Genomic DNA, 26828 nt, shown 5'->3' with positions numbered 1-26828 from the left:
AAGATCATACTTTCATTAGTAGTTTTTCCGGAAATGGTGGTTTTATCCATATTACATTTCTTTCGAAAAATAAAAAATGCAGATAAGGGTTTACCTCATCTGCATGTATCATTTACTTTTATATAAAATGAAAGACGCCTGCAAAGCAGGCGTCTTGATGCGTTTACGGCGAGAGACCAGGCGACCACATTCGCGTGTTTAGCACTTAAGCATATCTCTCGTCTTACGTAAATTAGCTCATCGCTTTGTTAATATAACATTAATAAATTATAAGTGCAACATGTTTATAAAAATATTTTATTCCCTCTGTTATCCAAACGAACGATATGTAAATTATAAATTGATAAAAGTAACAGCGAAATCATAATAAACAGGAGATGGATATTGTGAAAAAAAAAAGGATGAACGTCTCATTCTGAAAACATTAAAAAACATACGTATTGCCTTTCTTTTTCAATCGCTTGGTATAATTGGCATTTTAGGCTATATCGGATTCACTGAAGGAATGGATCAAATTACGAAATCTCCATTATGGCTATTATTTATTCTTACAAGTATCGTCCTTAGTTATTTACAGTTAAGTGTTTCAATCGATGTAGAAGAAAGTGAAAAGGAAATAAAATTAACTCCTTATTATAAACTTGTCTTCCGCTCCCTTATTGTAGGAATCGTTATGGCTATTATTTATATTATTTTCAGTCCAGAAAGACCACTGTTTGAAGCTATTTTAACAGGTAGTATTCTTTTCATATGCTTTTTAGTTTCTTACTCCGTTGGTTATTTTATTAAAAAACGTCGTTTACAAGACAACGATGAATAAAGAGGAAGGGCTACCCCTTCCTCTTTTGTTTTGCTATCGTACTGTACCAGTTAAACCGTAACGAATGTCTCGGAACATATTCACTATGTCACGATTAAAATCGTTTGTAACTGTACCGTTACGTAGACGAGTACTCATTGCATCGACACGAGTAAACATATCATTTCTTACAGAAACATATACGTTTCTGTTTCCAACTTCATTTGAAACCGCTTGACGAATTTCGTTCGCCATCGCCGTTTCATTTGTCACTGTGTTACGTGGTTTTACCGCAATCGCTACATCGTTTCCATATACAACTGTAGACACACGGTCTACGTTATTCATACGTTTCACACGATTTGTTATTCTTTCAGCTGTTTTACCATCATTGTTAATGTATGAATTGTTCATTGTAATATTACGAGTTGGATGCGGATTAGCAATTTGTCCATTGTAATTTACATCTCGATAATAATTGTATCCTGTATCGTTACGACCATTTCTATATGTTACATAATCTGTATAACGATCATTACGTGTCACATTATCACGATACTGGTGTGTATCATTATAAGATGTACGTTCGTAATTGTAGTTACGTCCATCCATTGCATTGTTATCTTTCGGTGTACCACATGCAGCTAATGCACTGGTAACTAACAAAGAAGCAGCAATCACTTTTACTTTCGTATTCAATACAAAAACCCCCTCTGTTAGAATGAGCTTCTCTACTGAAAAGCTCCCTCTTATGATGAGTAACAGAGAAGGTTTTTACACTGTTAATATTTCACTGGGAATTTTCTAGCACTTCATAAAAAAACTGCATTTTCTTAATTAACACGAATGCAAAAAAGGCGGGAATACTCCCGCCTTTTTAAACTTCTTCGTCCTCTTCTTCTGAAACGGGCTCTCCAAATACATTTGGTGGATCTGGTTGATAATACATCGTTCCTGGCTGTGGTGCATATGCAGACTGAGTTGGTTGATAATATAAAGGATTCGCATATTGCGGACCACCTGGTTGTGGACTATATAGTCTACTTTCTCCTCCGCATCCACAATCTTCCTCACCCTGCACAAGCGGCGGCATATTATTATCCATTGGCATCATATTCGGATTTGGCATAGACGTATATTGTGGTCCAAACGGCGCTCCTTGCTGATATGGCATTTGATATGGATTTGGTTGTTGATAATACGGATTCGGCGGCATCATGGGCTGTTGATACGGCATTTGATATGGCATCATATTCGGTGGTTGATTGTTATCCATAATTGGCATCATATTCGGCATTTGATTGTTATCCATAATTGGCATCATATTCGGTGGTTGGTTGTTATCCATTATCGGCATCATATTCGGCATTTGATTGTTATCCATTATCGACATCATATTCGGCATTTGATTGTTATCCATTATCGGCATCATATTCGGCATTTGATTGTTATCCATTATCGGCATCATATTCGGCATTTGATTGTTATCCATTATCGGCATCATATTCGGCATTTGATTGTTATCCATTATCGGCATTATATTCGGCATTTGATTGTTATCCATAATTGGCATTATATTCGGTGGCTGGTTGTTATCCATAATTGGCATTATATTCGGCGGCTGGTTGTTATCCATAATTGGCATTTGAATGTTTGGCATTTGAATATTTGGCGGTATGACTTGTGGAATAACTACATTTTCTTTCGATACATTTGGCGATACTATATTCCCTACGTTTTCTTTCTTCACTTGCGGCGATATTATATTCCCTACATTTTCTTTCTTCACTTGCGGTGACACTATATTCCCTACATTTTCTTTTTTCACTTGCGGTGACACTATATTCCCTACATTTTCTTTCTTCACTTGCGGCGATACTATATTTCCTACATTTTCTTTCTTCACTTGCGGCGATACTATATTTCCTACATTTTCTTTCTTCACTTGCGGCGATACTATATTTCCTACATTTTCTTTCTTCACTTGCGGCGATACTATATTTCCTACATTTTCTTTCTTCACTTGCGGCGATACTATATTTCCTACATTTTCTTTCTTCACTTGTGGCGATATTATATTCCCTACATTCTCTTTCTTCACTTGCGGCGATACTATATTATTTTTTTTCGTTTGCGGAGAAATGATATTGTTAGGTTTCATTTTACTAATTTGAGGAGCAATTAACTCGCTGCCTTTTTTTATTACATCCGAAATTTTATATTCTTTTTTCGGTTTTATTGGTGGTTGTGGCGGTTGCGGTAATACATTTACCGAAAACTTCGTGTTTTCTTTTTCCGCCGGTTTTTGTTTTTCTATCACAGGTGGTTTTTGAATAACAGACGGTTTTTCAACTGGTTTCTCTTTTTGAATTGGCTGTTCTTTTTGCACCTCTTTTTGCGGTTTCACCTGTACTTCTTTTTGCGGCTTTACCTGCATTTCCTTCTGCGGTTTTACTTGCACTTCTTTTTGTGTTTGTTGCATAGCTGGCTGCTGTGTAATTGGTGCTGATTGATACGTAACTTCTTCTTCATCTTCTATTCCAAGTGGAGTTGGTGTTGCTGCAAATTCTTTTTGTTGCACTTCTTTTACGTATTGCTTTGGAGGCGCTGAACCTGCTCCAGCCTGTTGTTTCATGTGAACACTCTTGGATGGCACTTTAATTTTCATACCTGGCATGATTAAATCTGGATTACTAAGTTGTGTATTTGTTTTTTTCAACGTATCAAAATCCACTCCGTACTTTTTCGCAATTTTCCAAAGGGTATCCCCTTTTTGCACGATATGAATTTTCAAATTTTCCCCCTCCTGTATAACTTATCTATAAGTAACAAATCTCATGAAGTAACTCTTTCTAAATAACATTAACTTCTTTTCACTTTTATCACTTCTTCGATTTTCAATATCATTCGAAGTGGAATAAGCATAAAGAACCACAATGATTTCTTCAAAACAATGTATGCCCATTTTGTTCTTGTTATGATTATATGTATGAAAAAAAGCAACGGGAATACCGTTGCTTTACACACGCTCTAACATACGATTTAATGCAAGAACCGCTTCTGCCGTTACTTGTTTATCTACGCTAATAACGTTAATTTCTTCTCCTCTTTCTATCGTTTCAAGTACCCATAATAAGTGAGGCAAATCAATTCGGTTCATCGTTAAGCATGGACACATAAATGGATTAAGTGAAACAATTTCTTTATCTGGATGTTGCTGAATAATTCGGTTCACTAAATTCATTTCTGTACCAATCGCCCATTTGCTACCAGATGGCGCCGATTCAATCATATCAATAATATATTTCGTTGAGCCTGCATAATCTGAAGCAGCTACAACTTCATAGCAACATTCTGGATGTACAATAATATTCATATCAGGATGATTTTTTCGTACGCTCTCAATGTTCTTCACTGTAAAATTTTGATGAACAGAACAATGCCCTTTCCATAAAATCACTTGAATTTCTTCTATATCCCCATCGTACTCTAATGAATCTGTGTGTGGGTCCCATACTGCCATTTTATCTAACGGGATACCTAAATCGTACGCTGTATTTCTCCCTAAATGTTGGTCTGGTAAAAAGACGAGACGCTCTTTTTGAGTAAACGCCCAAGATACCATTTGCTTTGCATTAGAAGAAGTTACTGTTGCTCCTCCGTTACGACCACAAAACGCTTTAATTGCAGCTGTAGAGTTCACATATGTTAACGGAATCATCGTATCTCCAAATAATTTCTTTAACTCTTTCCACGCTCTTTCTGTTTGTTCAATATCTGCCATATCCGCCATCGAACAACCTGCACGTATATCTGGTAAGATGACAACTTGATCATCTGTCGTTAACATATCTGCTGTTTCCGCCATAAAGTGCACCCCGCAAAACACAATATATTTTGCGTCTTTATTGCTCGCTGCAACTTGCGCAAGCTGAAGTGAATCCCCTGCTGCATCTGAAAATTGTACCACTTCATCTTTTTGATAATGATGCCCTGGAATGAATAACATTTTCCCCATCTTCTCTTTAATTTCACGAACACGCTTTTCCATATCTTCCGTTGACATCGTGTAATAACGCTCTGGTAACATCGTTTCAATTGGCTGTACTTGTTCTAAAATACTCATATACGTTTCTCCCCCTCTAAGCCACTTTCCTTACCCTTCAATATTGAAACTAATATCAAGTGCTTTCACTGAATGTGTTAACGCTCCAAGTGAAATATAATCTACCCCTGTTTTTCCGTATTTCGATAAATCTTCAATTGTGATGCCCCCTGAAGCTTCTGTAAAAATAGCGCTTGGTACAATTTTTGAAAACTCCCGGATTTCATCTGGCGTACGATTATCGAACATAATAATATCCGCACCAGCAGCAACAGCCTCTCTCACCTGTTCCTCAGTTTCTGTTTCTACTTCTACTTTCACCATATGTCCTAACTTTTCTTTCACTGATGTAACAGCTTTTGTAATAGAACCAGCAAACGCAATATGATTGTCTTTAATCATGACACCATCATATAAACCGAAGCGATGATTAAATCCACCACCACACACGACTGCATACTTATCAAACATACGTAGTCCTGGCATCGTTTTTCGCGTATCACAAATACGAGTATGGCTACTATCTAAAGCAAGAACCGCTTTACGCGTCATCGTCGCTATTCCGCTCATACGCTGAATAACGTTTAATATAACGCGCTCTGCTGTTAATAACGATGCAATTGGCCCTTGCACAGTTGCAATGATTTCGCCTTTTTCTACAAGATCCCCATCTTTTTTATGAAGCTCTACTTCAATTCTCTCATCAATTAATTTAAATCCTGATTCAATTACTAAACGTCCTGCAAAGACCCCTGTATCCTTCGCAAGAAACGTTCCTTTCGAAAGTAAGTTATCTGGAAAAATAAGCTGAGATGTTACATCTCTTTCTCCTATATCTTCTAAAAAAAATCGATTTAATGCTTCTTTAACTTTTATCGTGTTCATAAAGCCCCTCTTCCCCTCATCACACAAGTTGTAGTTTTCCCTTTACTCGAACAATTTCTTTCTTTCCTATATTTTTATCTGGATAATCACTTCGGTAATGCCCGCCAATACTTTCTTCTCTTTGCAGGGCTGAAACAACTATAAGCTCACAAACTGTTAACATATTAATAAGCGTTATCTCTTCATTCGTAAGAACATCATGTTGTAATATCATATTTCGAACACCATACTTACTAAGCCATCTCTTCGCATAAGATAAACTTTGCTCTGTTCGCACAATCCCAACATATTTCATCATGCATTTTTGTATTTCTTCTTTCGTCGGTAAATGATTCAGAACGATAAACTTTGCTTCTTTTTCAGCTAGCATGTTCACCTTTTCTTTTGTCTCTCTAGATAAAATGTGTCTTCCGATTCTTCCTCCAAACACAAGACCTTCTAATAATGAATTACTCGCTAATCTATTTGCACCATGAACCCCATTACAAGCTACTTCCCCGACTGCGTATAGGTTCGGAATAGACGTCTCTCCATCACAGTTCGTTTTCACGCCACCCATGTGAAAATGAGTACCGGGCACGACTGGAATAAGGTTTTTATTTATATCGACTCCATTCGTTTTACATATCGATGACACGGTCGGAAAGCGTTGTTCAAAGTTTTGAATCATTTCGATGTTTAAGTACACTTTTTCACCCGCAAGTAGCTGTTCATGAATAGCCCTTGCGACTACATCACGAGGCGCTAAATCCTGTTCGTAATGTATATCCATCATAAAACGCTGCCCTTTGCCATTTATAAGGACAGCTCCTTCTCCGCGAACAGCTTCGGACACGAGGCCGGAACAACGCCCACCCGCGTATAACATCGTCGGATGAAATTGTATAAACTCTAAATCTACAAGCTCTCCGCCTGCACGGTACACCATTGCAAGTCCATCACCTGTAATTGTCTCATCATTAGAAGTAAAGGCGTATAAACCGCCAATACCGCCTGAAGCTAACACCGTATAATCTGCATTGTAACGTTTCAGTTCTCCTTTATTGTTGCGAGTTAAAACCCCAACACATTTATCTTTTTCTATAATAAAATCGAGCACCATTTCCTGTTCCACTACCGTAACGTATGGAGCTACTTCTTGAATAAGATGCTCTAATAAATTCTTTCCTGTTGCATCGCCACCTGCATGTAAAATACGACGTTTTCGATGCGCTCCTTCTTTTCCAAGATGAGGACCTGTTTCATCTCCATCAAATTTCATTCCTCTTTCAATAAGGTTATTAATTTCTTTCGGTCCTTCCTCGACTAAATAACGGACCACTTCTTCATTGTTATAATGACACCCTGCTACTAACGTATCTTCAAAATGATCATTAGGATTGTCATATGTAGCTACCGCTGCGGCAATTCCACCTTGAGCTAAATGTGTATTATTACTACGTTTCGTCTCCTTTGTGATAATAATCACATTCTTTTCGTGACAAATCTCTTTTGCAACACGAAGTGCCGCAACGCCACTTCCAATAATTAAGACATCTGCACTTGGCATAATTGTTGCCTCCTACTTTACACTTTTCAACTGTCTTGACACCTATATTTACATAGTTTTAAAATAATGACAAGAGTTTTTTTATAATTCTTATTTTCACTACCATTTAAAAAGTAAAAGAAATGTAACTCTTACTAGAGAGAGGAACTTACATGATGATATATCTTGACTATGCAGCTACTACACCTATGAGCGAGGAAGCGTTACAAACATATATGAAAGCAGCTTCGCAATACTTCGGAAATGAACAAAGTTTACATGATATTGGAGGAACGGCTTCTTCTTTATTACAAGTTTGCCGAAAAACATTTGCGGAAATGATTGGAGGCAAAGAACAAGGAGTATTTTTCACAAGCGGTGGATCGGAATCGAACTATCTTGCAATTCAATCACTTCTAAATGCCCGAAATAAGAAGCATATTATTACGACACCTATGGAACATGCATCCATTCGAAGTTATTTTCAATCTCTAAAATCAAAAGGCTATACGATCACTGAAATTCCTGTTGATAAAAGCGGACTCATTTGTTTAGTAGATTTAGAGGCAGCTATTACAGAAGATACTGTGCTAGCAAGTATACAGCATGGAAACTCTGAAATCGGAACCGTTCAAAACATTACAAAAATCGGGGCACTTTTAAAAAAATATAATGTTTTATTTCATACGGATTGTGTGCAAACGTTTGGTAAACTGCCTATCCATGTTTTTGAGATGGGGATTGATAGTCTTTCTGTTTCAGCACATAAAATATACGGACCAAAAGGTGTCGGCGCTTGCTACATAAATCCGCAATCTCGCTGGGAACAAGTATTTCCAGGAACTTCTCACGAAAAAGGATTTCGCCCAGGTACAGTAAATGTTCCCGGCATCGCATCTTTTTTAACAGCTGCTGAAAATATATTAAAAACTCAATGGGAAGAAAGTTTACGTTTTAAAGAGTTACGATCCTACTTTTTAGAGCAAATACAAACACTTCCGCTAGAAATTGAAGTAGAAGGCCATTCTACTTCTTGTTTACCACATATTGTTGGGGTTACAATAAAAGGAATAGAAGGTCAATATACTATGCTAGAATGTAATCGTCATGGTATTGCCATTTCCACCGGAAGTGCTTGCCAAGTCGGTAAACAAGAACCTTCGAAAACTATGCTTGCAATTGGAAAAACGTATGAAGAGGCCAAACAATATGTCCGCTTCTCTTTCGGACAACAAACAACGAAAGATCAAATTGATACTACTATTCATGCACTACACACAATTGGAAATCAATTTTATAGAGGTGTTAAATCATAATGAAACAAAATGAACAAAAAAAGATTTTAGGTGAAGAAAGACGACAGCTTATCCTCCAGTGGCTTCTTGCTGCAAATGAACCGTTATCTGGGAATGAACTATCGAAAAAGACGAACGTAAGTAGACAAGTTATCGTGCAAGATATTTCCTTGCTTAAAGCACGAAACAAACCAATTATTGCGACTGCTCAAGGTTATTTATATTTAAAGCCACAAGAGAAGCAACAAACTTTCGAACGCGTAATTGTATGCCAACATAAACCAGCAGAAGTACGTCAGGAACTTACAATGCTTGTTGACCATGGCGTTACGATTAAAGACGTAAAAGTTGAGCATCCTGTATACGGTGACTTAACAGCATCCATTATGGTAAGCAATCGCTTTGATGTAGAGCAATATTTACAAAAAATCGAAAACACAAATGCTTCCTATCTTTCACAACTAACAGATGGTATTCACTTACATACAATCGAGGCAGATTCTAAAGAAAAATTAGATGCTGCTTGTGAGGCACTGGATAAAGCAGGATTTCTCGTTTATTAATGTAAAGCACAGAGTTTTTATCATTCTCTGTGCTTTTTTAATGCTATAATATTGTAATCAATCGTAAAGGAGATCAAATATGGGAATTGAACTCGTTCACTTTAGCATTGGCAAACCGAAACAAATGAAATATGGCGAAGATAAAGAAATGATAACAGGTATATGTAAAGCTCCTACAGAAGAGGCCTTTCTCTCAAAAGACGGATTTCGTGGTGATGACGTAGCGGATTTAAAACATCACGGGGGACCTGATCGTGCTGTTTGTGTGTACCCACACGAGCATTACGCACTATGGGAAGAGGAATTTCAAACTACACTTCCCGCTTCCACATTTGGTGAAAACATTACCGTAACAAATATGTTAGAGCATGACGTATGCATCGGAGATACATATCAAATAGGCGAAGCAATCATTCAAGTAACGCAAGCTCGCGTACCTTGTAGCACAATTTCAAAACGTCTTGGCATCCCTGGCATTTTGCCGCGCATTGTAGCAACTGGATTTACTGGCTACCTATGCCGTGTTCTTCAAGAAGGTACTGTACGTAAAGATTCTAAAATTACATTACTAGAACGTCAACCCGGCAATGTTTCTGTTTTGTTCTCTAACGAAATTTATTTTCATAATAGAAAAGATAAAGATGGCATTGAAAAAATTCTTGCTGTTCCAGAACTAGCTGATATTTGGCGTGGTCAGTTAGAAGATCGTCTTGCGAAGTTAAAATAAAGTGAAACTTTAATCAGCCCTCACCAATCGGGCTGCCCGGCAAATAGCGGGATAAAGAATCCCACCTTTTGCAGGTGGGATTTTATTAATCTATCAAAAAATATACTAGGCAATGAAATGATATGGACGATTAGGCAAATACAAATATTTCATCTACATCTTACAACCAATAAGAAGAATAACTCCCCAGCACAGTAACAGAAAAACCGAGTGCTTCAAGTTCCATCGTTACGCCTGGCAATAATACGTCATCGTATGCTTTATCGACATCGATTAAGAAAAAGTAATTTCCAAGACCTGTTTTCATCGGACGCGATTCGATTTTTGATAAGTTTAATTTTCTCCATGCGAAAGCTGATAGCACTTGATATAGGGCACCTGCATAATCTGCAGGTAACGTTATCATAAGCGTCGTTTTCTCTCCGCGGTTTTCTCCGTTATTCGGGAGTATTGCTTTCTTTTTCTTATGGAGTACTAGGAAGCGTGTATGGTTATTTTTATGCGTATGAATACTACGTCTTACAATTGTTAATCCGTATTTTTCTGCAGCTGCTTCATTTGCAATAGCGGCAATTTTTTCTTCAGGATGTTCTTTCACATATTGCGCAGCGGCACTTGTGGATGTCATATCTCGAACAGTTACTCCTTTTAATTCTTCATTTAAAAACTTATGGCACTGTGCAATGGCATGCGGATGAGAATGCACCGCATATACTTCATCCCACACTTCTGCATACTGCGGATGTACAAGTAAATGCTGCTGAATTGGTACTGTAATTTCTCCTACAATAGAAAGCGGCTGCTCATGTACAAGATAATCAACCGTTATATTCACTGAACCTTCTATTGCATTTTCTAACGGTACGACTGCGAAGTCTACATTTTCATTTGCAGCTGCATCTATACAATCTGGAATCGTTCGATACGGTACATGATCTGCTTCCGGAAAAAAACGACTCACCGCCATATTTGTAAATGTTGCTTCTGGTCCTAAATATCCTACTCGAATCATCGTCTTTTCCCCTCTTTTTCGTTTTCTTACTGTTATACCATACTTTTTTATATTCTTCTATGTAAATTTCGAATATTAAAAAAAGACTAGCATTTGCTAGTCTAAATGTTTCTTATATTCTCTTTGAGCGAAGAAGAAATAAATGATACATGCTACGATATAAAACAGAATGAACAAACCTACTTTTTTTAATGATCCATCCATAAAAAAAGTATTATGAAACGTATATAACGCAACTGCACTATGCATACTCCCTACTATAATTGGCGCAAAAAATAGCATACATAATTGCCAACGAGAAATTTTCCATACTTCTTCCTTCGTCATTCCAAGTTTAGAGAGTGCACCATACTGCTTTCGGTCCGATGCAATATTATGGAACCATTTAAAATACACGATACTACATGAAGTAAGAAAGAATAATATACTAATAAACGAGCCCACAAATAGAGTAATATCGCCGCCTTCTTTCATACTTACATATAACTCCATATTACTTCGAAATGCATTATTATTATCTTGTTTCATATGTTTCCGTAAATCTTCGTTCAATTTCTTCGTCTTTTCGATATTTGATAATGTGTAGCCTCTATATATCATCTTTTCAGAATCAGGAACCTTATTTGCTATATTGTCAAAGTCTTCATCATTCATAACGAAGAACAGACCATTAATGTACGAAGGGTGATAGTTAAATTGAACCCCTTCTTTCTGACCGTTAAATACGAATTGATATGGTTGATTCATTACTTGCAATTGAATCTCTTTTTGATTATATACATTCGAATTATTGTATTTATTATAATAAACGAGTGTCACTGTATCTTTTTTAGGATGATATGTTTTCTGTTTTTGTTTCCTCGCTTCTTGGTTATAATCACTTTCTTTTATAAGCGGTGCTATTGTTGTTTCTCCTTTATTAGACTGAAAGGATGCATACACTCCAACAAAACTCATATATTCAAAATCATCATACCCATATTGATTCAGTAATTTTTCAACCGCACCTTCTTCAAAGACTTCATAAGTAGAAATACCTTTTTCTATGTACGAAAACGAGTGTACCCCTCCCGTTCGCCACATATCTTGCATGCTAGAAAAATACAAGAACACCGTACCTGTTGCCGTAACTACAAACGTCGTTGCCATAGACATCAGAAAGAAAAAGCGACCATTTTCCTTCATTCGATGTGACAATTGATTCACTATAAATAAATATGGATATGTATACATAATCTTTTTATTTCGCTTTATCATTTCTAACACTTGGGTAGCACCATGCGCGAAAGAAAAATACGTTCCCAAAAAGACAAGTATAGACACAGGGAAAAAGTATATTGCTATCGTAGCCATCGTCACTTGTAGCGCTAACGCATATCCTATCCCTAAACAAATAAAGCCGAATATACAAAGCCACTTTGATGTTTTCTTCTCTTTTTTATCTGTTCGAAATTCTTTCAATAACCGAATGATTTTTATATTCCATATACGTAAAGCACTTATAAAAGATAACAGAATAAAAACGACCATATATGTAATAAATGTTACACCCATCGCACTTACGTCAAATATAACAGGGAGTTCTTTCGGAAGCCCCAGTAACATACTAAACACCATGAAGAAGAGCTTTAAAAAGATCAAGCCCAGCCCTATACCGAAAATATTAGCAAAAATTCCAATTAATATTTGCTCGGTCATAATTACTCCTATTACGTTAGACTTCGTTGCTCCCATTAACATATATAACCCTAATTCTTTCTTACGTGCTTCTATGAAAATAGAAGTAGAGTACAAAATAAATATGACGAAAAAAGAAATAATTATAACATTACATATGATAAGTCCCCAGCGTACGTTTTGATACCACATCGTCTCTTGCATATACGGATGTATAATGACAGACATATATGCAAAAGATGCAAATATCGCAAAACAACTACTTAAGAAAAACACTTTATAATTACGCCAATTTCCTTTTATATTTTGCAGCGCTAGTTGCCGAATGTTCATCTATCTTCCTCCTGTAACTTACTACATAGGCAAAAAGCTAGAGGTTCCCCTAGCTTTTTACGTGTTTTAAATATCCTCTTTGCGCGATCATAAAGTAAATGGCAGAAGCTAAAATGTATGCTCCAATTACAAGCGCACCTGATTTCCACAAATTAATATAAAGCATTTTCCCTAACGTATGAAGAGCAAATCCACTATGAATTGAACCGATTAAAATTGGTATAAAGAAGATAACTCCCATTTGTCGAATCGCAATTTTGCGAATTTCTTTATCTGTCATACCGATTCTCTTTAACGATTTAAATTGAATGCGATCTTGTTCTTTATCGTTAAACCATTTAAAATATGTCATACTACAAGCGAAGAAGAAGAACAGTACCGCTACGAAGAAACCGATGAACATTGTAATTGCTCCACCTTCTCTTATATCCTTATACGCAAACACTGAATTTCTCAATTCTCCTTGCTTTTCTGGTGCAATTTCATTTTTCAAATCTAATACAAGATCTTCTGTACTTTTCCAATTCTCAATATAATAACCGTAATATTTCGTCTTTTCTTCATCTGGTACTAGTTTTGCATATTTCTCAAAATCTTGATCATTTACAACGAGATATTCACTATCATTAAAAACAGAATACTGCGTTGGATTATTTAATTGAACAGACTGCTTTTGTCCGTTAATTGTAAATTCATACGGTTTCGTGCGGTCTATCTTCATCAGTTCATTTGACATATCGACCATAACCATCGTTGCACTGCCTGGTGCATTATGAACTTCTGTAGGTTGCTCTCTCTTTTGTTTACGCACTTCCGTATTATATTCTTTTTCTGAAATAATCGTCATCGGTACTTCATGTTCACTATTAAACAACGTTATTTTCTGTGTTGCCGGTAGTTTAACGTAGGTTACTTTTCGCGCATCTTCAAACCCATGCCTCTTCACAAGCTCCTGTACCTTTTCTTCATTAATAAGGCTATGCGTATTTAACCCCTTTTCCTCATATGAAATAGCGTGTGGTGTAAGTTCTACCGTTTTCGCACTCAAATTTTCAAAATATACGTAAAGCGTGCCAACTGCCGAGGATACAACCGCCGTAATAATAGAAATTACAAATAGAAAACGAGCATTATCTTTCATTTTATAAATAAGGTTACTAAGGACGAACATATTTGGGTACGTATAAAAAGATTGTTTTCGTTTTTGCAATGCTTTTAATACGACTGTACTACCTTGTGTAAATAGTAAATACGTTCCGCCAATTGTCAGTCCTACAACCGGTAAAAAGAGGATGAGGAAATTCAGAAACGTTACTTGGAAGCTAAGTACATACGCAGCAATAATACATCCTATACCAACTACACATAACCATGTAAATGCAAACGGCTCTACTTTTTGCTTTCTTGCTTCTCTTAATAAATCAATAATTTGCAAGCGCCCGACTGTCCAAACACTAAACAATGATAGGATTAAAAATAGAATAAAGTACACACCAGCTGTAATAAGAATTGCTTTACTATTCCAAACGAGTGGAAGTGTCTTATCTATTTTCAATAATACGCTTAACGCTTGGAAAAATAATTTTGAACAAAGCATTCCAGCCCCAATACCAACTACAATTGCAATACTACCTAACATCAGTTGCTCTAATATAATCATTCGGCCGAGCTGCGATTTCGTTCCGCCAATTAATGTTAGTAGACCAAACTCTTTTTTTCTTGCTCGTAAAAACGTTGAATTTGCATATAAAATAAAGAGTGCCGAGAAGATGACCACAATATAATTCATCGATTCTAATCCTTTTGTGATCATCTTCCTCATACTAATATTACCGCTTACGACATCTGGATGATAAATAAAAGAAGCATACATAAAAAATACGACAATCGATAAACAACTACTTATAAGAAACGCTTTATAGTTACGCCAATTTCCTTTTACGTTATTAAGCGCGAGCTGGCGAAAGTTCATGATACTCTCCTCCTAGCATCGCAAGTACGTCCAGAATTTCTTGGAAAAAGGCTTGTTTCGTTCTTCCTTTATGTATTTCCGAGAAAATTTCTCCATCGCGTATGAAAAGGATACGTTCACAATAACTAGCCGCTACTGGATCGTGCGTAACCATTGCAATCGTTACTTTCTTTTGCTCGTGTAAATCTTGCAGAGCGCCCATTAGCGATTTCGCTGACTTCGAATCTAAGTTTCCAGTTGGCTCATCTGCTAAAATTAACGTCGGTTCATGAATGATTGCTCTCGCTGCTGCTGCACGTTGTTGTTGTCCGCCTGATACTTCGTATACTTTTTTATTTAATATTTCTTCAATATTTAAAAACTTTGCAATCTCAAGCACTTTCGCATCGATTTCATTTACAGATTTCTTCGCCATTACAAGCGGTAAAATAATATTTTCTTTAATCGATAACGTATCAAGTAAGTTAAAATCTTGGAAAATGAACCCTAAATGTGTACGGCGAAACTCCGCTAATTTTGCAGCACGCATTTGATTAATTTCTTCACCATTTACAAGCACATGACCTGAAGTTTGCTTATCAATTGTTGCTAATAAATTTAAAAGCGTCGTTTTTCCGCTTCCTGAAGGACCCATAATCCCTACAAATTCGCCTTCTTCTATTTTAAAATTTATATCGTTTAAAGCAGTCGTCGCTACTGAACCTTTTGATTGGTACACCTTCGTTAATCCTTTTACTTCAAGAACACTCATTTCTAATCCCCCTATGTGTTTTCTTCTTACATTTACTATAAGAAAAATAAGAAAAAGAAACGAGTGATTTCCCTTACAAAACGTTTTGTTATCTTACAGTTTTGTCATTTTTCTCATTAATGTATGATACTCTTCATCTTTTGCAAATTGGAACGTGAATGTTGTTCCTTCTCCTTCAGCCGATTGAACATATATTCCATGATGTAAATTATCGCAAATTTCCTTCGTAATATATAAGCCCATCCCAGTCGCTTCTCTCGTTTTACGTCCATTTATTCCCGTAAAGAATGGATCAAATATGCGCTTTACGTCTTGCTCTGGAATACCAATTCCATTGTCCTTAATATGTAATAACACCTTTTGATTTTTCTCTTCAATTTGAAATTGAATTTCTTTTTTCTCTGCCGCTGAAATTTTTGTATACTTGATTGCGTTTACAACAATTTGACCTATAGCAATACTCAGCCATTTTCTATCAGATGCAACCATACAAGTATCTTCTTCAAACATCACTTTCGGAAATACAGACGATTGAATGAAGGATTTTCGATTTTCATTAATAATACCTCGCACGACATCTATAACATTTACTACTTCTACTTTATAATCCTTCGCAAACTGCTCTAGCCTTGCCATATGTAACGCTAAATCTAAACCATTTAGTATACGGTTATTTTCTTCACGAATACTTTCAACTGTTGCTCTTGCCTCGCGATGCTCTTTGCCAAACTTCTGCAACAATAATTCAATAACAGATACTGGTGTTTTCATTTGGTGAATCCATTGGTTCATAAATATCATTTGCTGTTGCTCTTTCGCATGCTGTTTATGAACTTCATTCATATATTGCTGTCTTAATAACGTAAAAGATTCAACGACCATTTCTTGCTCTAATGTATAAGATTCATCAATAAGTAAAGAGTCATGTAATGTATTTCCGCCAGTAACATACTTTTTGATACTCTTTAAAAACACACTCCGTTTTCGGTAATCGTAAATGAGGTATACAGTAAACACAACTGTTCCTAATAAAAGTCCATATAACCACGTACTCCAATCAATGGATTTCTTTTCTAAAAGACTTTGCAACTGCAAAACAAGCCCAAATAAACAAAGGCTAACAATATAAGAAAGAATTAAAGAAAAACGGTCCATGAGGTAATTTTTAACCTTCATGTCCTTCGCCCCACTCTGTAAGAAGCGCATAACCATATCCACGTTTCGTTACAATTGCATTTTTAATGCCTAGCTCTTCTAGTTTCTTCCTTACACGTTTTACATTTACGGTTAATGTATTATCATCCACAAATGCTACTTCATCCCATAGAGCTTCTAACAGTTCTTCACGCGTTACATATTGATTCACCTGTTTCATTAAACACTCTAATAAGTAAAACTCATTTTTTGTCAGTTCAGTTTGTTGTCCCTGCCACTCAACGATATGCTGGGACGGGAATAACAACAGTCCATTTACACCTAAACAATCACTCTCAGCAGCAGAGGCATACTCTCCATAGCCACGGCGAAGCGCACTCTTCACCTTTGCCATTACGATATCTAAATGGAATGGCTTCGTAATATAATCATCGCCGCCATTTTCAATCGCCATTACTTGATCCATTTCCCCTGTTCTTGCAGAAACAAAAATAATCGGCGCATTCGATACAGTACGAATTTGACGACACCAATAAAAACCGTCAAAGTACGGTAAATTAATATCAAGTAACACAAGATGAGGATTTATTTTTACAAACTCATCTTTTATATGACGTAAATCACTTGCTCTAAATGATTGATAGCCATACCTTTCTAAATGCTCCTCTAATATTCCCGCAATTTTCTCATCGTCTTCTACAATTAATATTTTATACATGTTCTTTTTCTCCCCATAAAAGAATTCTTTTACATTTACTCCTTTTTCCATTATAAATTGAAAATTTAATTAGTGGGGATTTTTTCCTATATAAATCCGATTTTTACGATATAAAAAAAGACTGCCGTATTTCGGCAGTCTTAATCGATAAATTCAAATTCATATTCAAGAATTTTCACAATATCTCCGTCTTTTGCACCACGTGCACGAAGCGCTTCATCAATACCCATTCCGCGCATTTGACGAGCGAAACGACGTATAGATTCATCACGTGAGAAGTCTGTCATCTTGAATGTTTTCTCGATATCGTAACCAGAGATAACAAACGTGCCATCACTTTCACGTGTAATTTCAAATTTAACACCTTCAGTATCAAATTTGTACATTACACTTGTATCAGACTCATCCGCAACTTCATGTATTGGGAATTCTGGTGTTGTTTCTATTAAGTTTGCTACTTCAAACAGTAAGTCACGAACACCTTGTCTTGTTACAGCTGAGATTGGGAAGATTTTTACTTCGTCTCCCACTTTCTCTTTAAATGCTTGTAAGTTTTCTTCTGCATCTGGCATATCCATTTTGTTTGCAACAACAACTTGTGGACGCTCAGTTAAGCGAAGATTGTATTCTTTCAATTCATTATTAATCGTTACGTAATCTTCATATGGCTCACGGCCTTCTAAACCAGACATATCAATAACATGCACGATTACACGTGTACGCTCAATATGACGTAAGAATTGGTGTCCAAGTCCGACGCCAGCATGTGCGCCTTCAATTAGTCCTGGAAGGTCAGCCATAACGAAGCTGCGGTTATCACCAGTTTCAACAACACCAAGATTCGGAACGATTGTTGTGAAGTGATACTCTGCAATTTTCGGACGCGCTGATGATACAACAGATAATAATGTAGATTTACCTACACTTGGGAACCCAACAAGTCCAACGTCTGCTAGTACTTTAAGTTCTAGAATGACATCACGCTCTTGACCTGGTTCCCCGTTCTCAGCGATTTCTGGCGCTGGGTTCGTAGCTGTTGCAAAACGTGAGTTACCACGGCCACCACGGCCACCTTTTGCAATTACAGCAGTTTGTCCATGCGTTACTAAATCGGCAAGAATTTGACCAGTTTTTTCATCTTTTACTACTGTTCCTGGCGGAACCTTTACAAGTAAATCTTCAGATTTACGCCCGTGCTGACCTTTACTCATTCCGTGCTGACCGCGATCAGCTTTGAAATGACGTTGGTAGCGGAAGTCCATTAATGTACGTAAGCCTTCCTCAACTACGAAAACAACATCTGCACCTTTACCGCCGTCGCCACCTGCTGGGCCACCTTTAGGAACATACTTCTCACGACGATACGCAACCATACCGTTACCACCGTCGCCGCCTTTTACATATATCTTGACCTGATCTACAAACATTATTTCACCACACTTTTTTCAATTGGTTGTAATATAACTGAGACTTCTTCGTCTCGCACTGTATAAGAAATGGAATACCATTTATTGTTTTGGGTCGCAAGCCAATTTTGTAGTTCTTCTACACTCGTTAGCTTACCACGAAAATCAAAAAAGAAACGAGCATTCTCCGCGTCACATTCAATTGTGATACAAACATAATTTTCAACATATACGTCTAAACTATGCTGAAGCATTGAGAAAAATTGATTCGTCCATGTACATACAGTCTCATCTAAGTGAGATAAGTTATGTAATTTCCCTAATACTTCGTACTCCAATAAGCACGGCTGCTGTTTCCAATTATATGTTAAAATCCACTCTGAAAATAAAGGCATTGATAGCCCCATCAGATTGGATTCTTGTCTCGCTTCTTGGACAAAACGATCGATGAGACTATGAATTTCTTCCACTTTTCCAAGTGAAAGGTTTCCTTTCACCATCTGCATACGATTGAGCCAATCATGTCTTGAATGGCGCAATGCATCTATAATTGTCCATTTTTCATTCATTTAGATACCCCTTAATATAGAAAAACTCTAACCTGCACTCAGGTTAGAGTTTTCCGTGAGTTCTTATGCTTCTTGAGCAACAGGATATACGCTCACTTGTTTGCGGTCACGGCCAAGACGCTCAAAGCGTACTACGCCGTCAACTTTCGCGTATAAAGTGTCATCGCCACCACGACCAACGTTAACACCTGGATAAATTTTTGTACCGCGTTGACGGTAAAGAATTGAACCACCTGAAACCGTTTGACCATCTGCGCGTTTAGCACCAAGACGTTTTGACTGAGAGTCACGACCGTTCTTTGTACTACCTACACCTTTCTTAGATGCGAAAAACTGAAGATCTAATCTTAACATACGTTACACCTCCTGCACTTTTTCTATTAAACGGATATACTTTCCGTAATCAAGTTCGATCGTCTTAAGCGAAACAACCAATCCTTCTAAAAGTATCTGTGCTTTTTCTGCTGCATGAACGTCTAAATCATTAGGCAATTCATACGTTAAGAATCCGCCATCACTTCCGAGTTCAATAGTTGCCTGCACATTACAAAGTTCTTCCACTGCATTTATAGAACCAAACACAACCGCTGTAGTTCCAGCACAGACAAGGTCTTGTCCATGTGGCGCATAATCGGCATGTCCAGTCATTTTAAATGATTGGATACTCCCTAATTTCGTGCGACTTATCGTAATTTTAATCATGTTAACCAGAATTAAGCGTTGATAGCTTCAACAACTAGCTTAGTGTAAGGTTGACGATGACCTTGTTTCTTACGATTGTTCTTTTTCGCTTTGTATTTGAAAACGATGATTTTCTTAGCGCGACCTTGTTTTTCAACTTTCGCAGTAACTGTTGCACCTTCTACAACTGGGCTACCAACTTTAACGTTTTCGCCACCAACGAAAAGAACTTTGTCAAAAGTAACAGTTTCACCAGCTTCAACATCTAATTTTTCAATGTAGATTGCTTGACCAGCTTCAACTTTAATTTGTTTTCCACCTGTTTCGATAATTGCGTACATACTTGCACCTCCTCTTAATTACTAAGACTCGCCAAAAACGAGGTAGACATAAATGCCTTTAGGGAACCTGTCTTGTGCGGTTGTAGCATATAGCCGTTTAGGTGCTATAAACTATAACATAAAGATGTTACCATAATTCATTGAGTATTGTCAATGAATCTTCTACTAACTATTTTTTCCGTTCTACAATTTCTTTTTTACTTCCAAAACGGATAATAGTGTACTTTTCGATAATATCATCTTTGAAATAAATTTCAAATGGAATATTTTTTTGTAATTCTTTTTGCAAAAATTGTTTTTGCAGTTCTTTAGGCGCAGCGATTAATACTGCCTCATCCTCTATGTTGCCATATGTGATTAATTCTCTCTCTAGCTCATACGCAATTGTTTCATACGACATTACATAACCCGTCGCTTTGCAAGATACACACTCTTCTAGTAATACGTCACGTAAAGAATGTTTTTTACGTTTTCGTGTCATCTCCAAAATTCCTAACTCAGTAAATCCAAGTACTCTTGTATAAGTACGATCATCTTTCATAGCAGCTATGAGACATTCTCTTACCTTTTCTTTATCTTCTCTTTTTTTCATATTAATAAAATCAATTAATATCATACCACCAATATCACGAAGTCTTAATTGGCGTGCAATTTCTTCAGCTGCCATCTCATTTGTGCGAAGTACTGTATCTTGTAAATTTTGTTTTCCAGTAAACTTGCCCGTATTCACATCAATTACAGTCATCGTCTCCATTTGCTCTACAATTAAATAAGCACCATTTGGAAGCCACACAATTTTTTGGAGTGCTTTCTCAATTTCACGCTCTATTCCAAAATGGTTAAACATCGAAGACTTTTCATTATAAAAAGATACTTTTTCTTTTCCAACTTTGTCTTCTAATTCTTTTACTATACTTCTTGTATCTACAACTACTTTTTCAATTGTTTCAATTGGGTTCTCTTGAAATACACGATCTAAAAAGGTCGCCGGTCGATGAAGTAATAACGGCGCCTTTCCTTGATCCTCTTTTCTTTTTAACTCTTCATACAACTGTTGTAACCCTTGCATTTCAGCTTGTATTTCTTCAATTTCCCCTTTTTCAGAAGCAGAGCGGAAAATGTAACCTCCCGTTCCTTCTACTTCAATTTCAAGTAACTGTTGTCTTCTTTTATTATTTTTTATTTTCCGAGAAACAGCTCGCATCTCATCAAACGGCATATAAACGACATATTTCCCGGTAAATTCTATATTCGCTGTCAATTTAGGCCCTTTCGTATCAATTGCCTCTTTCACAACTTGTACGAGTATCGCTTGCCCTTCATGTATACGATAAGAAGGTGGTACATCATCGTATGAAAGATACGCATGTTTTTCTAAACCTATATTTACAAAAGCTGCGTTCATTCCAGCAATTGTTCTTACGATACGTCCAACATAAATATGCCCAACAATCTCTTGCTCTTCATTACGTTTCCATAAAAACTCAACAATCTTTTTCTTCTCTTCAATTGCAACGCGCTTTTCCGAACCAGCGTAATTCACATATAACGTTTTCAAAATTATTTCCTCACTTTATAATCTTCTTTGCTTTTACAATAATAAAAGGTTAGTGCTATCGTCAACACTAACCGATTAATTCTTCAACTGATGAGGTTGTTCGTTTTTCAGTAAAATATGCATAGAGCAATTCATTTTCATCCAATGTGTAATGCTCTTTATATTTTCCACGGACGATAATAGAATGCTTATATCCTCTACGAAATTTTGTGAATATCTTATATAAATGATCTTCTGATTGCACTTCAATAGGTGCAATCTTTTCAATCCCTCTTTTATTTCCATAATAACGTTCTAATAAAAAACGCATAAATGCATACCGTCTTTGTTTCCACTCTTGATATAACGACACTGCCAAAAATATGAGTAGTACCCACATCATAATATTGTTACTATTCCAGAGCAACTGCCATCCTAATATTACACCAAAAAAAACACATGACAATTTCATCATCTTTTCATGTGCTTGTAAATAAGGAAAACGATATGATAGTATATTAAACAATACTTTCCCGCCATCTAACGGCCAAATAGGGAGTAAATTAAACGCTAAAATAATTATATTATTCCACATAAAGAAATAATATAAATCTGCATTCAACCAACCGGCTTCAAACAACATATAACCTACCAGCATCATCCAAACATGTTGAATCGGCCCTGCAATTACGACAACAAGTTCCTCTTTCAATGACTTATTACCATGTTCCTCAAGCTCGGCCACGCCACCAAACGGCAAAAGCTGAATTCTTTTTATACGCCAATTATAGTGTGCTGCTGCAATAGCATGCCCAAGTTCATGAATAAGAACGATACAAAATAACAGTAGTAACTCTTTAAAACGTGCAGTAAAAATACCAATGACAATAATAACCCAAAATAATGGATGCACGGAAATTTTCGTCAAAACGTCTCTATATTTAATCAAATGATATCACCTGGATCGGATCAATAAATTTTTCATTCTTTTTTATCGCGAAATAAAACTTTCCATTTTTATCATTTGTATCATTACTCACCGTTCCAATTTTTTGTTTCTTTGAAACGTAATCATATAATTTCACTGACATATCGTTTAAGTTTGCATACCATGACTCCGTACCATCTGCATGTTGAATTTGAACTGTATTTCCAAGTTCCTCTTTCTTACCCGCAAAAACAACTAATCCTTCATTCACTGACTCAACCGTTGCATTTGTAGCTGTTTGGACAAATACACCTTGGCCATTTTTTTGAAACCCTTGCATTACCTTTCCAGAAGCGGGAATTGCATAATCTTTTTGCTGAATACTTCCTTCTTTTTTCTCGTTTGGCGAATAGAATACGAGCGGTTTTCCAAATTGCTTTTCGTACCATTTCGCTACAGTAGCAAACTGAAATTCCTCTTTCATCACTTTTTCTGTAACAGCTTTAGCTCCATTGAATGAAGAAGGAGCATTCTTATATAAAATAGCAACCGAAAGAACTAATATTGCCGATAATAAAACTTTGAAGAAAAAGACTTCCTTTCGAAATAAAGGATGCATTTCCTTTTCTCCATCTTCAATAACTACTGTTTCGCTATCAAAATTCCCTCCGGTAAAATACTGTTCTTCCTCCATCCTTTCTTGCTCGGCCTTCCTTTTTGCAATCCGCTTTTTAATTTCTTCTACGCGTCTATTCTTCATACTGTCTCCTTTCTTTCGTTAAGCTAATTTCAATAGAAACAGTTGTATACAGTTTGTACATATGTATGAGCTAAGAAAGAAAGATATTCGTGTGAAGAAAAAAGAAAGCACCTCGCATATGTGCGAAGTGCTCTTAACGGATTCCAAAGAAGTTTTTCACCTTTGCAAATACCGATACCTTTTCTTGTTCAAATGCTTGTAATGGTACATTCTCACCTAACAAGCGTCTAGCAATATTACGATAAGCCAACGCTGCTTTTCCGCTTGGTTGCAACGCCACAGGTTCACCTGTATTTGTAGCTCGAATAACTTCATCGTCATCTTCGACAACACCAAGAAGCTCGATTGACAATGTACGTACAATTTCATCAACATCTAACATATCCTGTTCATGAAGCATATGACTACGTACACGGTTAATAACAAGTTTCGGTGGTTCAATATCCTCTTTTTCTAAAAGCCCAATAATACGATCCGCATCGCGCATTGAGGATACTTCTGGAGTCGTAACAACGATTGCTTTATCCGCACCAGCTACCGCATTTTTAAATCCCTGCTCAATCCCCGCAGGACAATCGATTAATATGTAATCATAATCTTGACGTAATACTTGTATTAATTCATCCATTTGTTCAGGTGTTACCGCTGATTTATCACTCGTTTGTGCTGCAGGTAATAAATAAAGATCATCAAAACGTTTATCTTTAATAAGAGCCTGAGGTAAACGGCAACGCCCTTCAACGACATCAACAAGATCAAATACAATACGATTTTCCAGCCCCATTACTACGTCTAAATTTCGAAGACCGATATCTGTGTCAATTAAGCACACTTTCTTTCCAGATAACGCTAGGGCCGTACCAATGTTCGCAGATGTAGTAGTTTTACCTACTCCGCCTTTTCCAGATGTAATTACTATTGCCTCTCCCACAGCTATACAATTCCCCTTTCTAACTTTGTTAAATTAGGTCTAAGATGAGTGAGAAGTTGCAGGCGATCGACAACAATGTGATTGTTCTCATTAATATACGCACATTCTGCCGCCTCCGCTCCGTCTTCTTTCTCTTCCGGAGCCCGCATTGCCACATCACTAATTCGAAGTTGCATCGGGTTCATAACAGATGCAGCGATTACAGCATCTGAATCCCCATAATACCCAGCATGTGCAATTCCTCTTAATGATCCTACGACAAAAATATTCCCCCCAGCGATAACCGTTCCGCCTGGATTAACATCTCCAATTAACAACAAATTTCCTTTTACATGTAAAACTTGTCCAGAGCGAACAATTTTGGAAATAGGGACAATTTCTGTTTCTTCTTTCCAAGCTATTGCTTCTGCTTTAGTGATAACATCACTTTCAATTGAATCCACAACAAGATTCTTTTTATTACGAATTAACGTACGAATCTCTTCTTGTTGGACTTCTGTTAAATAACGATTTCCTACTTTCACATGCACTTCAATTAAAGAGCGCCCATCACCATCGTAGTAATGTGTAGAAAGTTTTTCGTCTAATTCCATCAATAATTCTGAGAATGAACAACAATCATCTAAATGAAGCGTTATCCCATCTTTTGTCCCTTTTATCGTTACATTTTGTTGCTTTTTTTCTTCCACTAAAGTTCACCCCACCGATTCAATTCGACATAAAATTAGAAAATCCTTTTTTCTTTTTCTTCCATCGCTTTTGAAAGACGCACTATATATCGTCTCAGTGGGAAACAAACTATCAATAAGAAAATAGCATTTAACAATAAAGTAGAAAGGAGACGATCTGTGAAAAAGACATGCGCTGGCATATGAGTACGTCCTAACAAAGTTAAGAATCCATACACATAATACTCTAGTGCTACAATGCTAGCTAATATGATAGAAACAACAATAAATAAATTCAATTGTAATACTTTCATCACACTATAAACTAAATAAGCTAAAATCGGATAAGCAAAAATATATATCCCGACAAGTTCTGTGTATACGGTATCAAATAAGAAGCCAAATAATAGTCCGTAATAAATCCCTTGGACCGGACTATAATACACTGTAATAAAACATAAGACGATTATAAAGAAATGCGGTGCTGCTATACTGTCTTTCCAAAACACATCCGTTGGAACAACAGTAGCAAACATATTTTCAAATAGAAACACAAAAAGGAGCAAAAGAGGAAGAGCTGCTCTTTTTAATATCTTCATCATCTCTTCTTCTCCTCCTATTCTAATGGCGCTGAAGGTGTTGCACGTTTAGCAACCGTAATATGCTCTACGTCATTTAAATCAGCGGCAGGTTTTACATAAGCTGTTTTTGTTAAGCCATATGCATCCGGCTGAACATCAACGATTTTTCCAATTACAAGACCTTTCGGGAAAATATCACCAAGTCCAGATGTTACAACTAGTTGATCTTTTTCTACCGGTGCATCAGAGCCAATCTTTGTGAAAAGAAGTAATTGTTTTTCTTTGTCATAACCTTCAATCAAACCAAAGATTTTCTCTTGCCCTTGTACAATAGCAGAAACGCGATTTGTTCGGCTCATAGAACTTAGTAATTCTACTGATGATGTAAACTGAGATACACTTTTCACTCTTCCAACTAACCCTTGTGAAGTTACTACAGCCATATCTTTTTTAATTCCTTGCTGTGCCCCTTTATCAATTCCAATTAAATCGTACCATTTATCTGGATTACGAGAAACAACAGTAGCTGGAATTTCAGTATACCCGCTATTTAACTCTTTTTTACCAGTTAGCTCTTGTAGCTTCTTGTTATCATCTTCTAGTTGTTTTACTTTCCCTGATAGACCTGCATAATTATCTAATTTTGCTTTTAATTCTTTATTCTCTTCATACGTGCGCTTTACATCATCTACATTTTCGAAGAATCCAGCTACGTATTTCGCTGGCTTTTGGAATACACGTTCTACAACACCGACAGTGTCTTTAACAAACTGCTCTGGCCATGTTAAACTGTTCCGTTCTTTCAATGAGATTCCAATCAATGCCACGAGAAGAATAATACTAACCAACAAAACAATTAATCTTTTGTTTAAGAAAAACTGTGGCACGTTCACACCCTCTTAATTT

Annotated in this window: 26 protein-coding genes, 1 pseudogene and 1 other annotated feature; of the genes and pseudogenes, 4 read left to right on the top strand and 23 right to left on the bottom strand. The window is 36.6% G+C overall.

Annotated features, from left to right (window positions below; translation table 11 throughout):
* Positions 1-412 precede the first annotated feature (412 nt).
* Positions 413-820 carry a hypothetical protein gene (locus CQ064_RS06290; RefSeq protein ID WP_033794973.1) on the top strand — a complete coding sequence of 136 codons (408 nt, stop codon included), beginning with the start codon at positions 413-415 and terminating at the stop codon, positions 818-820.
* A gap of 33 nt (positions 821-853) precedes the next feature.
* On the opposite strand, the gene CQ064_RS06285 is transcribed toward CQ064_RS06290, so the two are convergent.
* The 5 genes and pseudogenes from CQ064_RS06285 to nadB form a co-directional block, all read right to left on the bottom strand.
* Positions 854-1498, bottom strand: a complete 645-nt coding sequence (locus CQ064_RS06285) for a YhcN/YlaJ family sporulation lipoprotein (RefSeq protein ID WP_001093537.1) — start codon at positions 1496-1498, stop codon at positions 854-856.
* Positions 1499-3436: 1938 nt separating this feature from the next.
* A pseudogene (safA, locus tag CQ064_RS34385) lies at positions 3437-3593 on the bottom strand (SafA/ExsA family spore coat assembly protein); the annotation flags it as partial.
* A 225-nt stretch (positions 3594-3818) separates the two neighbouring features.
* A complete protein-coding gene (gene nadA / locus CQ064_RS06275; RefSeq protein ID WP_000025334.1) occupies positions 3819-4925 on the bottom strand; it encodes a quinolinate synthase NadA in 1107 nt (368 codons plus the stop codon).
* Positions 4926-4955: 30 nt separating this feature from the next.
* Positions 4956-5789 (bottom strand): carboxylating nicotinate-nucleotide diphosphorylase, encoded by an 834-nt coding sequence (gene nadC / locus CQ064_RS06270; RefSeq protein ID WP_001092228.1) that lies wholly within the window; start codon positions 5787-5789, stop codon positions 4956-4958.
* A gap of 19 nt (positions 5790-5808) precedes the next feature.
* Entirely contained in the window at positions 5809-7338 is a 1530-nt protein-coding gene (nadB, locus tag CQ064_RS06265; RefSeq protein WP_001138546.1) for an L-aspartate oxidase, read from the bottom strand.
* 152 nt (positions 7339-7490) lie between these two features.
* Between nadB and CQ064_RS06260 the strand changes: the two genes are divergently transcribed.
* From CQ064_RS06260 to CQ064_RS06250, 3 genes are all read left to right on the top strand, one after another.
* Entirely contained in the window at positions 7491-8633 is a 1143-nt protein-coding gene (locus CQ064_RS06260) for an IscS subfamily cysteine desulfurase (protein ID WP_000973780.1), read from the top strand.
* Positions 8633-9175: a transcription repressor NadR gene (locus CQ064_RS06255; RefSeq protein ID WP_000812276.1), complete on the top strand. Its 543-nt coding sequence runs from the start codon at positions 8633-8635 to the stop codon at positions 9173-9175. The genes CQ064_RS06260 and CQ064_RS06255 overlap by 1 nt, the downstream gene beginning before the upstream one ends.
* Positions 9176-9254: 79 nt before the next feature.
* On the top strand, positions 9255-9902 hold the full coding sequence (locus tag CQ064_RS06250; protein WP_000510664.1) for an MOSC domain-containing protein: 648 nt from the start codon (positions 9255-9257) through the stop codon (positions 9900-9902).
* Positions 9903-10062: 160 nt separating this feature from the next.
* Here the strand turns inward: CQ064_RS06250 and pheA are convergent, their stop codons facing one another.
* The 18 genes from pheA to mreC all read right to left on the bottom strand — a co-directional run bounded on the left by pheA (position 10063) and on the right by mreC (position 26809).
* Complete coding sequence (pheA, locus tag CQ064_RS06245; protein ID WP_000621693.1) at positions 10063-10914, bottom strand: prephenate dehydratase; 852 nt, start codon at positions 10912-10914, stop codon at positions 10063-10065.
* A 96-nt stretch (positions 10915-11010) separates the two neighbouring features.
* Positions 11011-12924, bottom strand: a complete 1914-nt coding sequence (locus CQ064_RS06240) for an ABC transporter permease (protein ID WP_001026317.1) — start codon at positions 12922-12924, stop codon at positions 11011-11013.
* A 49-nt stretch (positions 12925-12973) separates the two neighbouring features.
* A complete protein-coding gene (locus CQ064_RS06235; protein WP_001011417.1) occupies positions 12974-14896 on the bottom strand; it encodes an ABC transporter permease in 1923 nt (640 codons plus the stop codon).
* A complete protein-coding gene (locus tag CQ064_RS06230; protein WP_000114529.1) occupies positions 14871-15647 on the bottom strand; it encodes an ABC transporter ATP-binding protein in 777 nt (258 codons plus the stop codon). The genes CQ064_RS06235 and CQ064_RS06230 overlap by 26 nt, the downstream gene beginning before the upstream one ends.
* Positions 15648-15740: 93 nt before the next feature.
* Entirely contained in the window at positions 15741-16823 is a 1083-nt protein-coding gene (locus tag CQ064_RS06225; RefSeq protein WP_000865403.1) for a HAMP domain-containing histidine kinase, read from the bottom strand.
* Positions 16813-17520, bottom strand: coding sequence for a response regulator transcription factor (locus tag CQ064_RS06220; RefSeq protein WP_002082113.1), 708 nt, complete (start codon positions 17518-17520; stop codon positions 16813-16815). Before CQ064_RS06220 ends, CQ064_RS06225 begins: the two co-directional genes overlap by 11 nt.
* Positions 17521-17660: 140 nt before the next feature.
* Positions 17661-18947 carry a GTPase ObgE gene (gene obgE, locus CQ064_RS06215; RefSeq protein WP_000497130.1) on the bottom strand — a complete coding sequence of 429 codons (1287 nt, stop codon included), beginning with the start codon at positions 18945-18947 and terminating at the stop codon, positions 17661-17663.
* Complete coding sequence (locus tag CQ064_RS06210; protein ID WP_001003587.1) at positions 18947-19495, bottom strand: sporulation initiation phosphotransferase B; 549 nt, start codon at positions 19493-19495, stop codon at positions 18947-18949. Before CQ064_RS06210 ends, obgE begins: the two co-directional genes overlap by 1 nt.
* 63 nt (positions 19496-19558) lie before the next feature.
* Complete coding sequence (gene rpmA, locus CQ064_RS06205) at positions 19559-19849, bottom strand: 50S ribosomal protein L27 (protein ID WP_000944957.1); 291 nt, start codon at positions 19847-19849, stop codon at positions 19559-19561.
* 3 nt (positions 19850-19852) lie between these two features.
* Positions 19853-20197, bottom strand: coding sequence for a ribosomal-processing cysteine protease Prp (locus tag CQ064_RS06200; RefSeq protein ID WP_002094147.1), 345 nt, complete (start codon positions 20195-20197; stop codon positions 19853-19855).
* An 11-nt stretch (positions 20198-20208) separates the two neighbouring features.
* The gene (rplU, locus tag CQ064_RS06195) at positions 20209-20517 is read right to left on the bottom strand and encodes a 50S ribosomal protein L21 (protein WP_000270907.1); all 309 of its coding nucleotides are present in this window, start codon (positions 20515-20517) and stop codon (positions 20209-20211) included.
* Positions 20518-20531: 14 nt separating this feature from the next.
* Positions 20532-20609: a sequence feature (ribosomal protein L21 leader region), on the bottom strand.
* 77 nt (positions 20610-20686) lie between these two features.
* On the bottom strand, positions 20687-22075 hold the full coding sequence (locus CQ064_RS06190) for an Rne/Rng family ribonuclease (RefSeq protein ID WP_000855480.1): 1389 nt from the start codon (positions 22073-22075) through the stop codon (positions 20687-20689).
* A 67-nt stretch (positions 22076-22142) separates the two neighbouring features.
* Entirely contained in the window at positions 22143-23003 is an 861-nt protein-coding gene (gene spoIVFB / locus CQ064_RS06185) for a stage IV sporulation intramembrane metalloprotease SpoIVFB (RefSeq protein WP_000599064.1), read from the bottom strand.
* Positions 22996-23742 carry a stage IV sporulation protein SpoIVFA gene (spoIVFA, locus tag CQ064_RS06180; RefSeq protein WP_000797475.1) on the bottom strand — a complete coding sequence of 249 codons (747 nt, stop codon included), beginning with the start codon at positions 23740-23742 and terminating at the stop codon, positions 22996-22998. Before spoIVFA ends, spoIVFB begins: the two co-directional genes overlap by 8 nt.
* 133 nt (positions 23743-23875) lie before the next feature.
* Positions 23876-24673 (bottom strand): septum site-determining protein MinD, encoded by a 798-nt coding sequence (gene minD, locus CQ064_RS06175; protein WP_000503309.1) that lies wholly within the window; start codon positions 24671-24673, stop codon positions 23876-23878.
* Positions 24674-24675: 2 nt separating this feature from the next.
* Complete coding sequence (gene minC / locus CQ064_RS06170) at positions 24676-25362, bottom strand: septum site-determining protein MinC (protein ID WP_000391521.1); 687 nt, start codon at positions 25360-25362, stop codon at positions 24676-24678.
* A gap of 35 nt (positions 25363-25397) precedes the next feature.
* A complete protein-coding gene (gene mreD, locus CQ064_RS06165) occupies positions 25398-25943 on the bottom strand; it encodes a rod shape-determining protein MreD (RefSeq protein ID WP_000975765.1) in 546 nt (181 codons plus the stop codon).
* Between the two features lie 14 nt (positions 25944-25957).
* The gene (gene mreC, locus CQ064_RS06160) at positions 25958-26809 is read right to left on the bottom strand and encodes a rod shape-determining protein MreC (RefSeq protein WP_001135472.1); all 852 of its coding nucleotides are present in this window, start codon (positions 26807-26809) and stop codon (positions 25958-25960) included.
* Between the last annotated feature and the right edge of the window lie 19 nt (positions 26810-26828).

This window comes from Bacillus sp. MYb78, from assembly GCF_002975115.1.
GTDB classification, from domain to species: Bacteria; Bacillota; Bacilli; order Bacillales; family Bacillaceae_G; genus Bacillus_A; species Bacillus_A cereus.
The sequence above is the reverse complement of the archived record's forward strand: the minus strand, read 5'-3'. Positions and strand labels throughout refer to the sequence as shown.

Bases quoted from the DNA above. Each gene is read 5' to 3' on its own strand.
- nadA (WP_000025334.1), bottom strand. From the start codon at position 4,925: ATGAGTATTTTAGAACAAGTACAGCCAATTGAAACGATGTTACCAGAG.
- nadC (WP_001092228.1), bottom strand. From the start codon at position 5,789: ATGAACACGATAAAAGTTAAAGAAGCATTAAATCGATTTTTTTTAGAA.
- nadB (WP_001138546.1), bottom strand. From the start codon at position 7,338: ATGCCAAGTGCAGATGTCTTAATTATTGGAAGTGGCGTTGCGGCACTT.
- CQ064_RS06260 (WP_000973780.1), top strand. From the start codon at position 7,491: ATGATGATATATCTTGACTATGCAGCTACTACACCTATGAGCGAGGAA.
- CQ064_RS06255 (WP_000812276.1), top strand. From the start codon at position 8,633: ATGAAACAAAATGAACAAAAAAAGATTTTAGGTGAAGAAAGACGACAG.
- CQ064_RS06250 (WP_000510664.1), top strand. From the start codon at position 9,255: ATGGGAATTGAACTCGTTCACTTTAGCATTGGCAAACCGAAACAAATG.
- pheA (WP_000621693.1), bottom strand. From the start codon at position 10,914: ATGATTCGAGTAGGATATTTAGGACCAGAAGCAACATTTACAAATATG.
- CQ064_RS06240 (WP_001026317.1), bottom strand. From the start codon at position 12,924: ATGAACATTCGGCAACTAGCGCTGCAAAATATAAAAGGAAATTGGCGT.
- CQ064_RS06235 (WP_001011417.1), bottom strand. From the start codon at position 14,896: ATGAACTTTCGCCAGCTCGCGCTTAATAACGTAAAAGGAAATTGGCGT.
- CQ064_RS06230 (WP_000114529.1), bottom strand. From the start codon at position 15,647: ATGAGTGTTCTTGAAGTAAAAGGATTAACGAAGGTGTACCAATCAAAA.
- CQ064_RS06225 (WP_000865403.1), bottom strand. From the start codon at position 16,823: ATGAAGGTTAAAAATTACCTCATGGACCGTTTTTCTTTAATTCTTTCT.
- CQ064_RS06220 (WP_002082113.1), bottom strand. From the start codon at position 17,520: ATGTATAAAATATTAATTGTAGAAGACGATGAGAAAATTGCGGGAATA.
- obgE (WP_000497130.1), bottom strand. From the start codon at position 18,947: ATGTTTGTAGATCAGGTCAAGATATATGTAAAAGGCGGCGACGGTGGT.
- CQ064_RS06210 (WP_001003587.1), bottom strand. From the start codon at position 19,495: ATGAATGAAAAATGGACAATTATAGATGCATTGCGCCATTCAAGACAT.
- rpmA (WP_000944957.1), bottom strand. From the start codon at position 19,849: ATGTTAAGATTAGATCTTCAGTTTTTCGCATCTAAGAAAGGTGTAGGT.
- CQ064_RS06200 (WP_002094147.1), bottom strand. From the start codon at position 20,197: ATGATTAAAATTACGATAAGTCGCACGAAATTAGGGAGTATCCAATCA.
- rplU (WP_000270907.1), bottom strand. From the start codon at position 20,517: ATGTACGCAATTATCGAAACAGGTGGAAAACAAATTAAAGTTGAAGCT.
- spoIVFA (WP_000797475.1), bottom strand. From the start codon at position 23,742: ATGAAGAATAGACGCGTAGAAGAAATTAAAAAGCGGATTGCAAAAAGG.
- mreD (WP_000975765.1), bottom strand. From the start codon at position 25,943: ATGATGAAGATATTAAAAAGAGCAGCTCTTCCTCTTTTGCTCCTTTTT.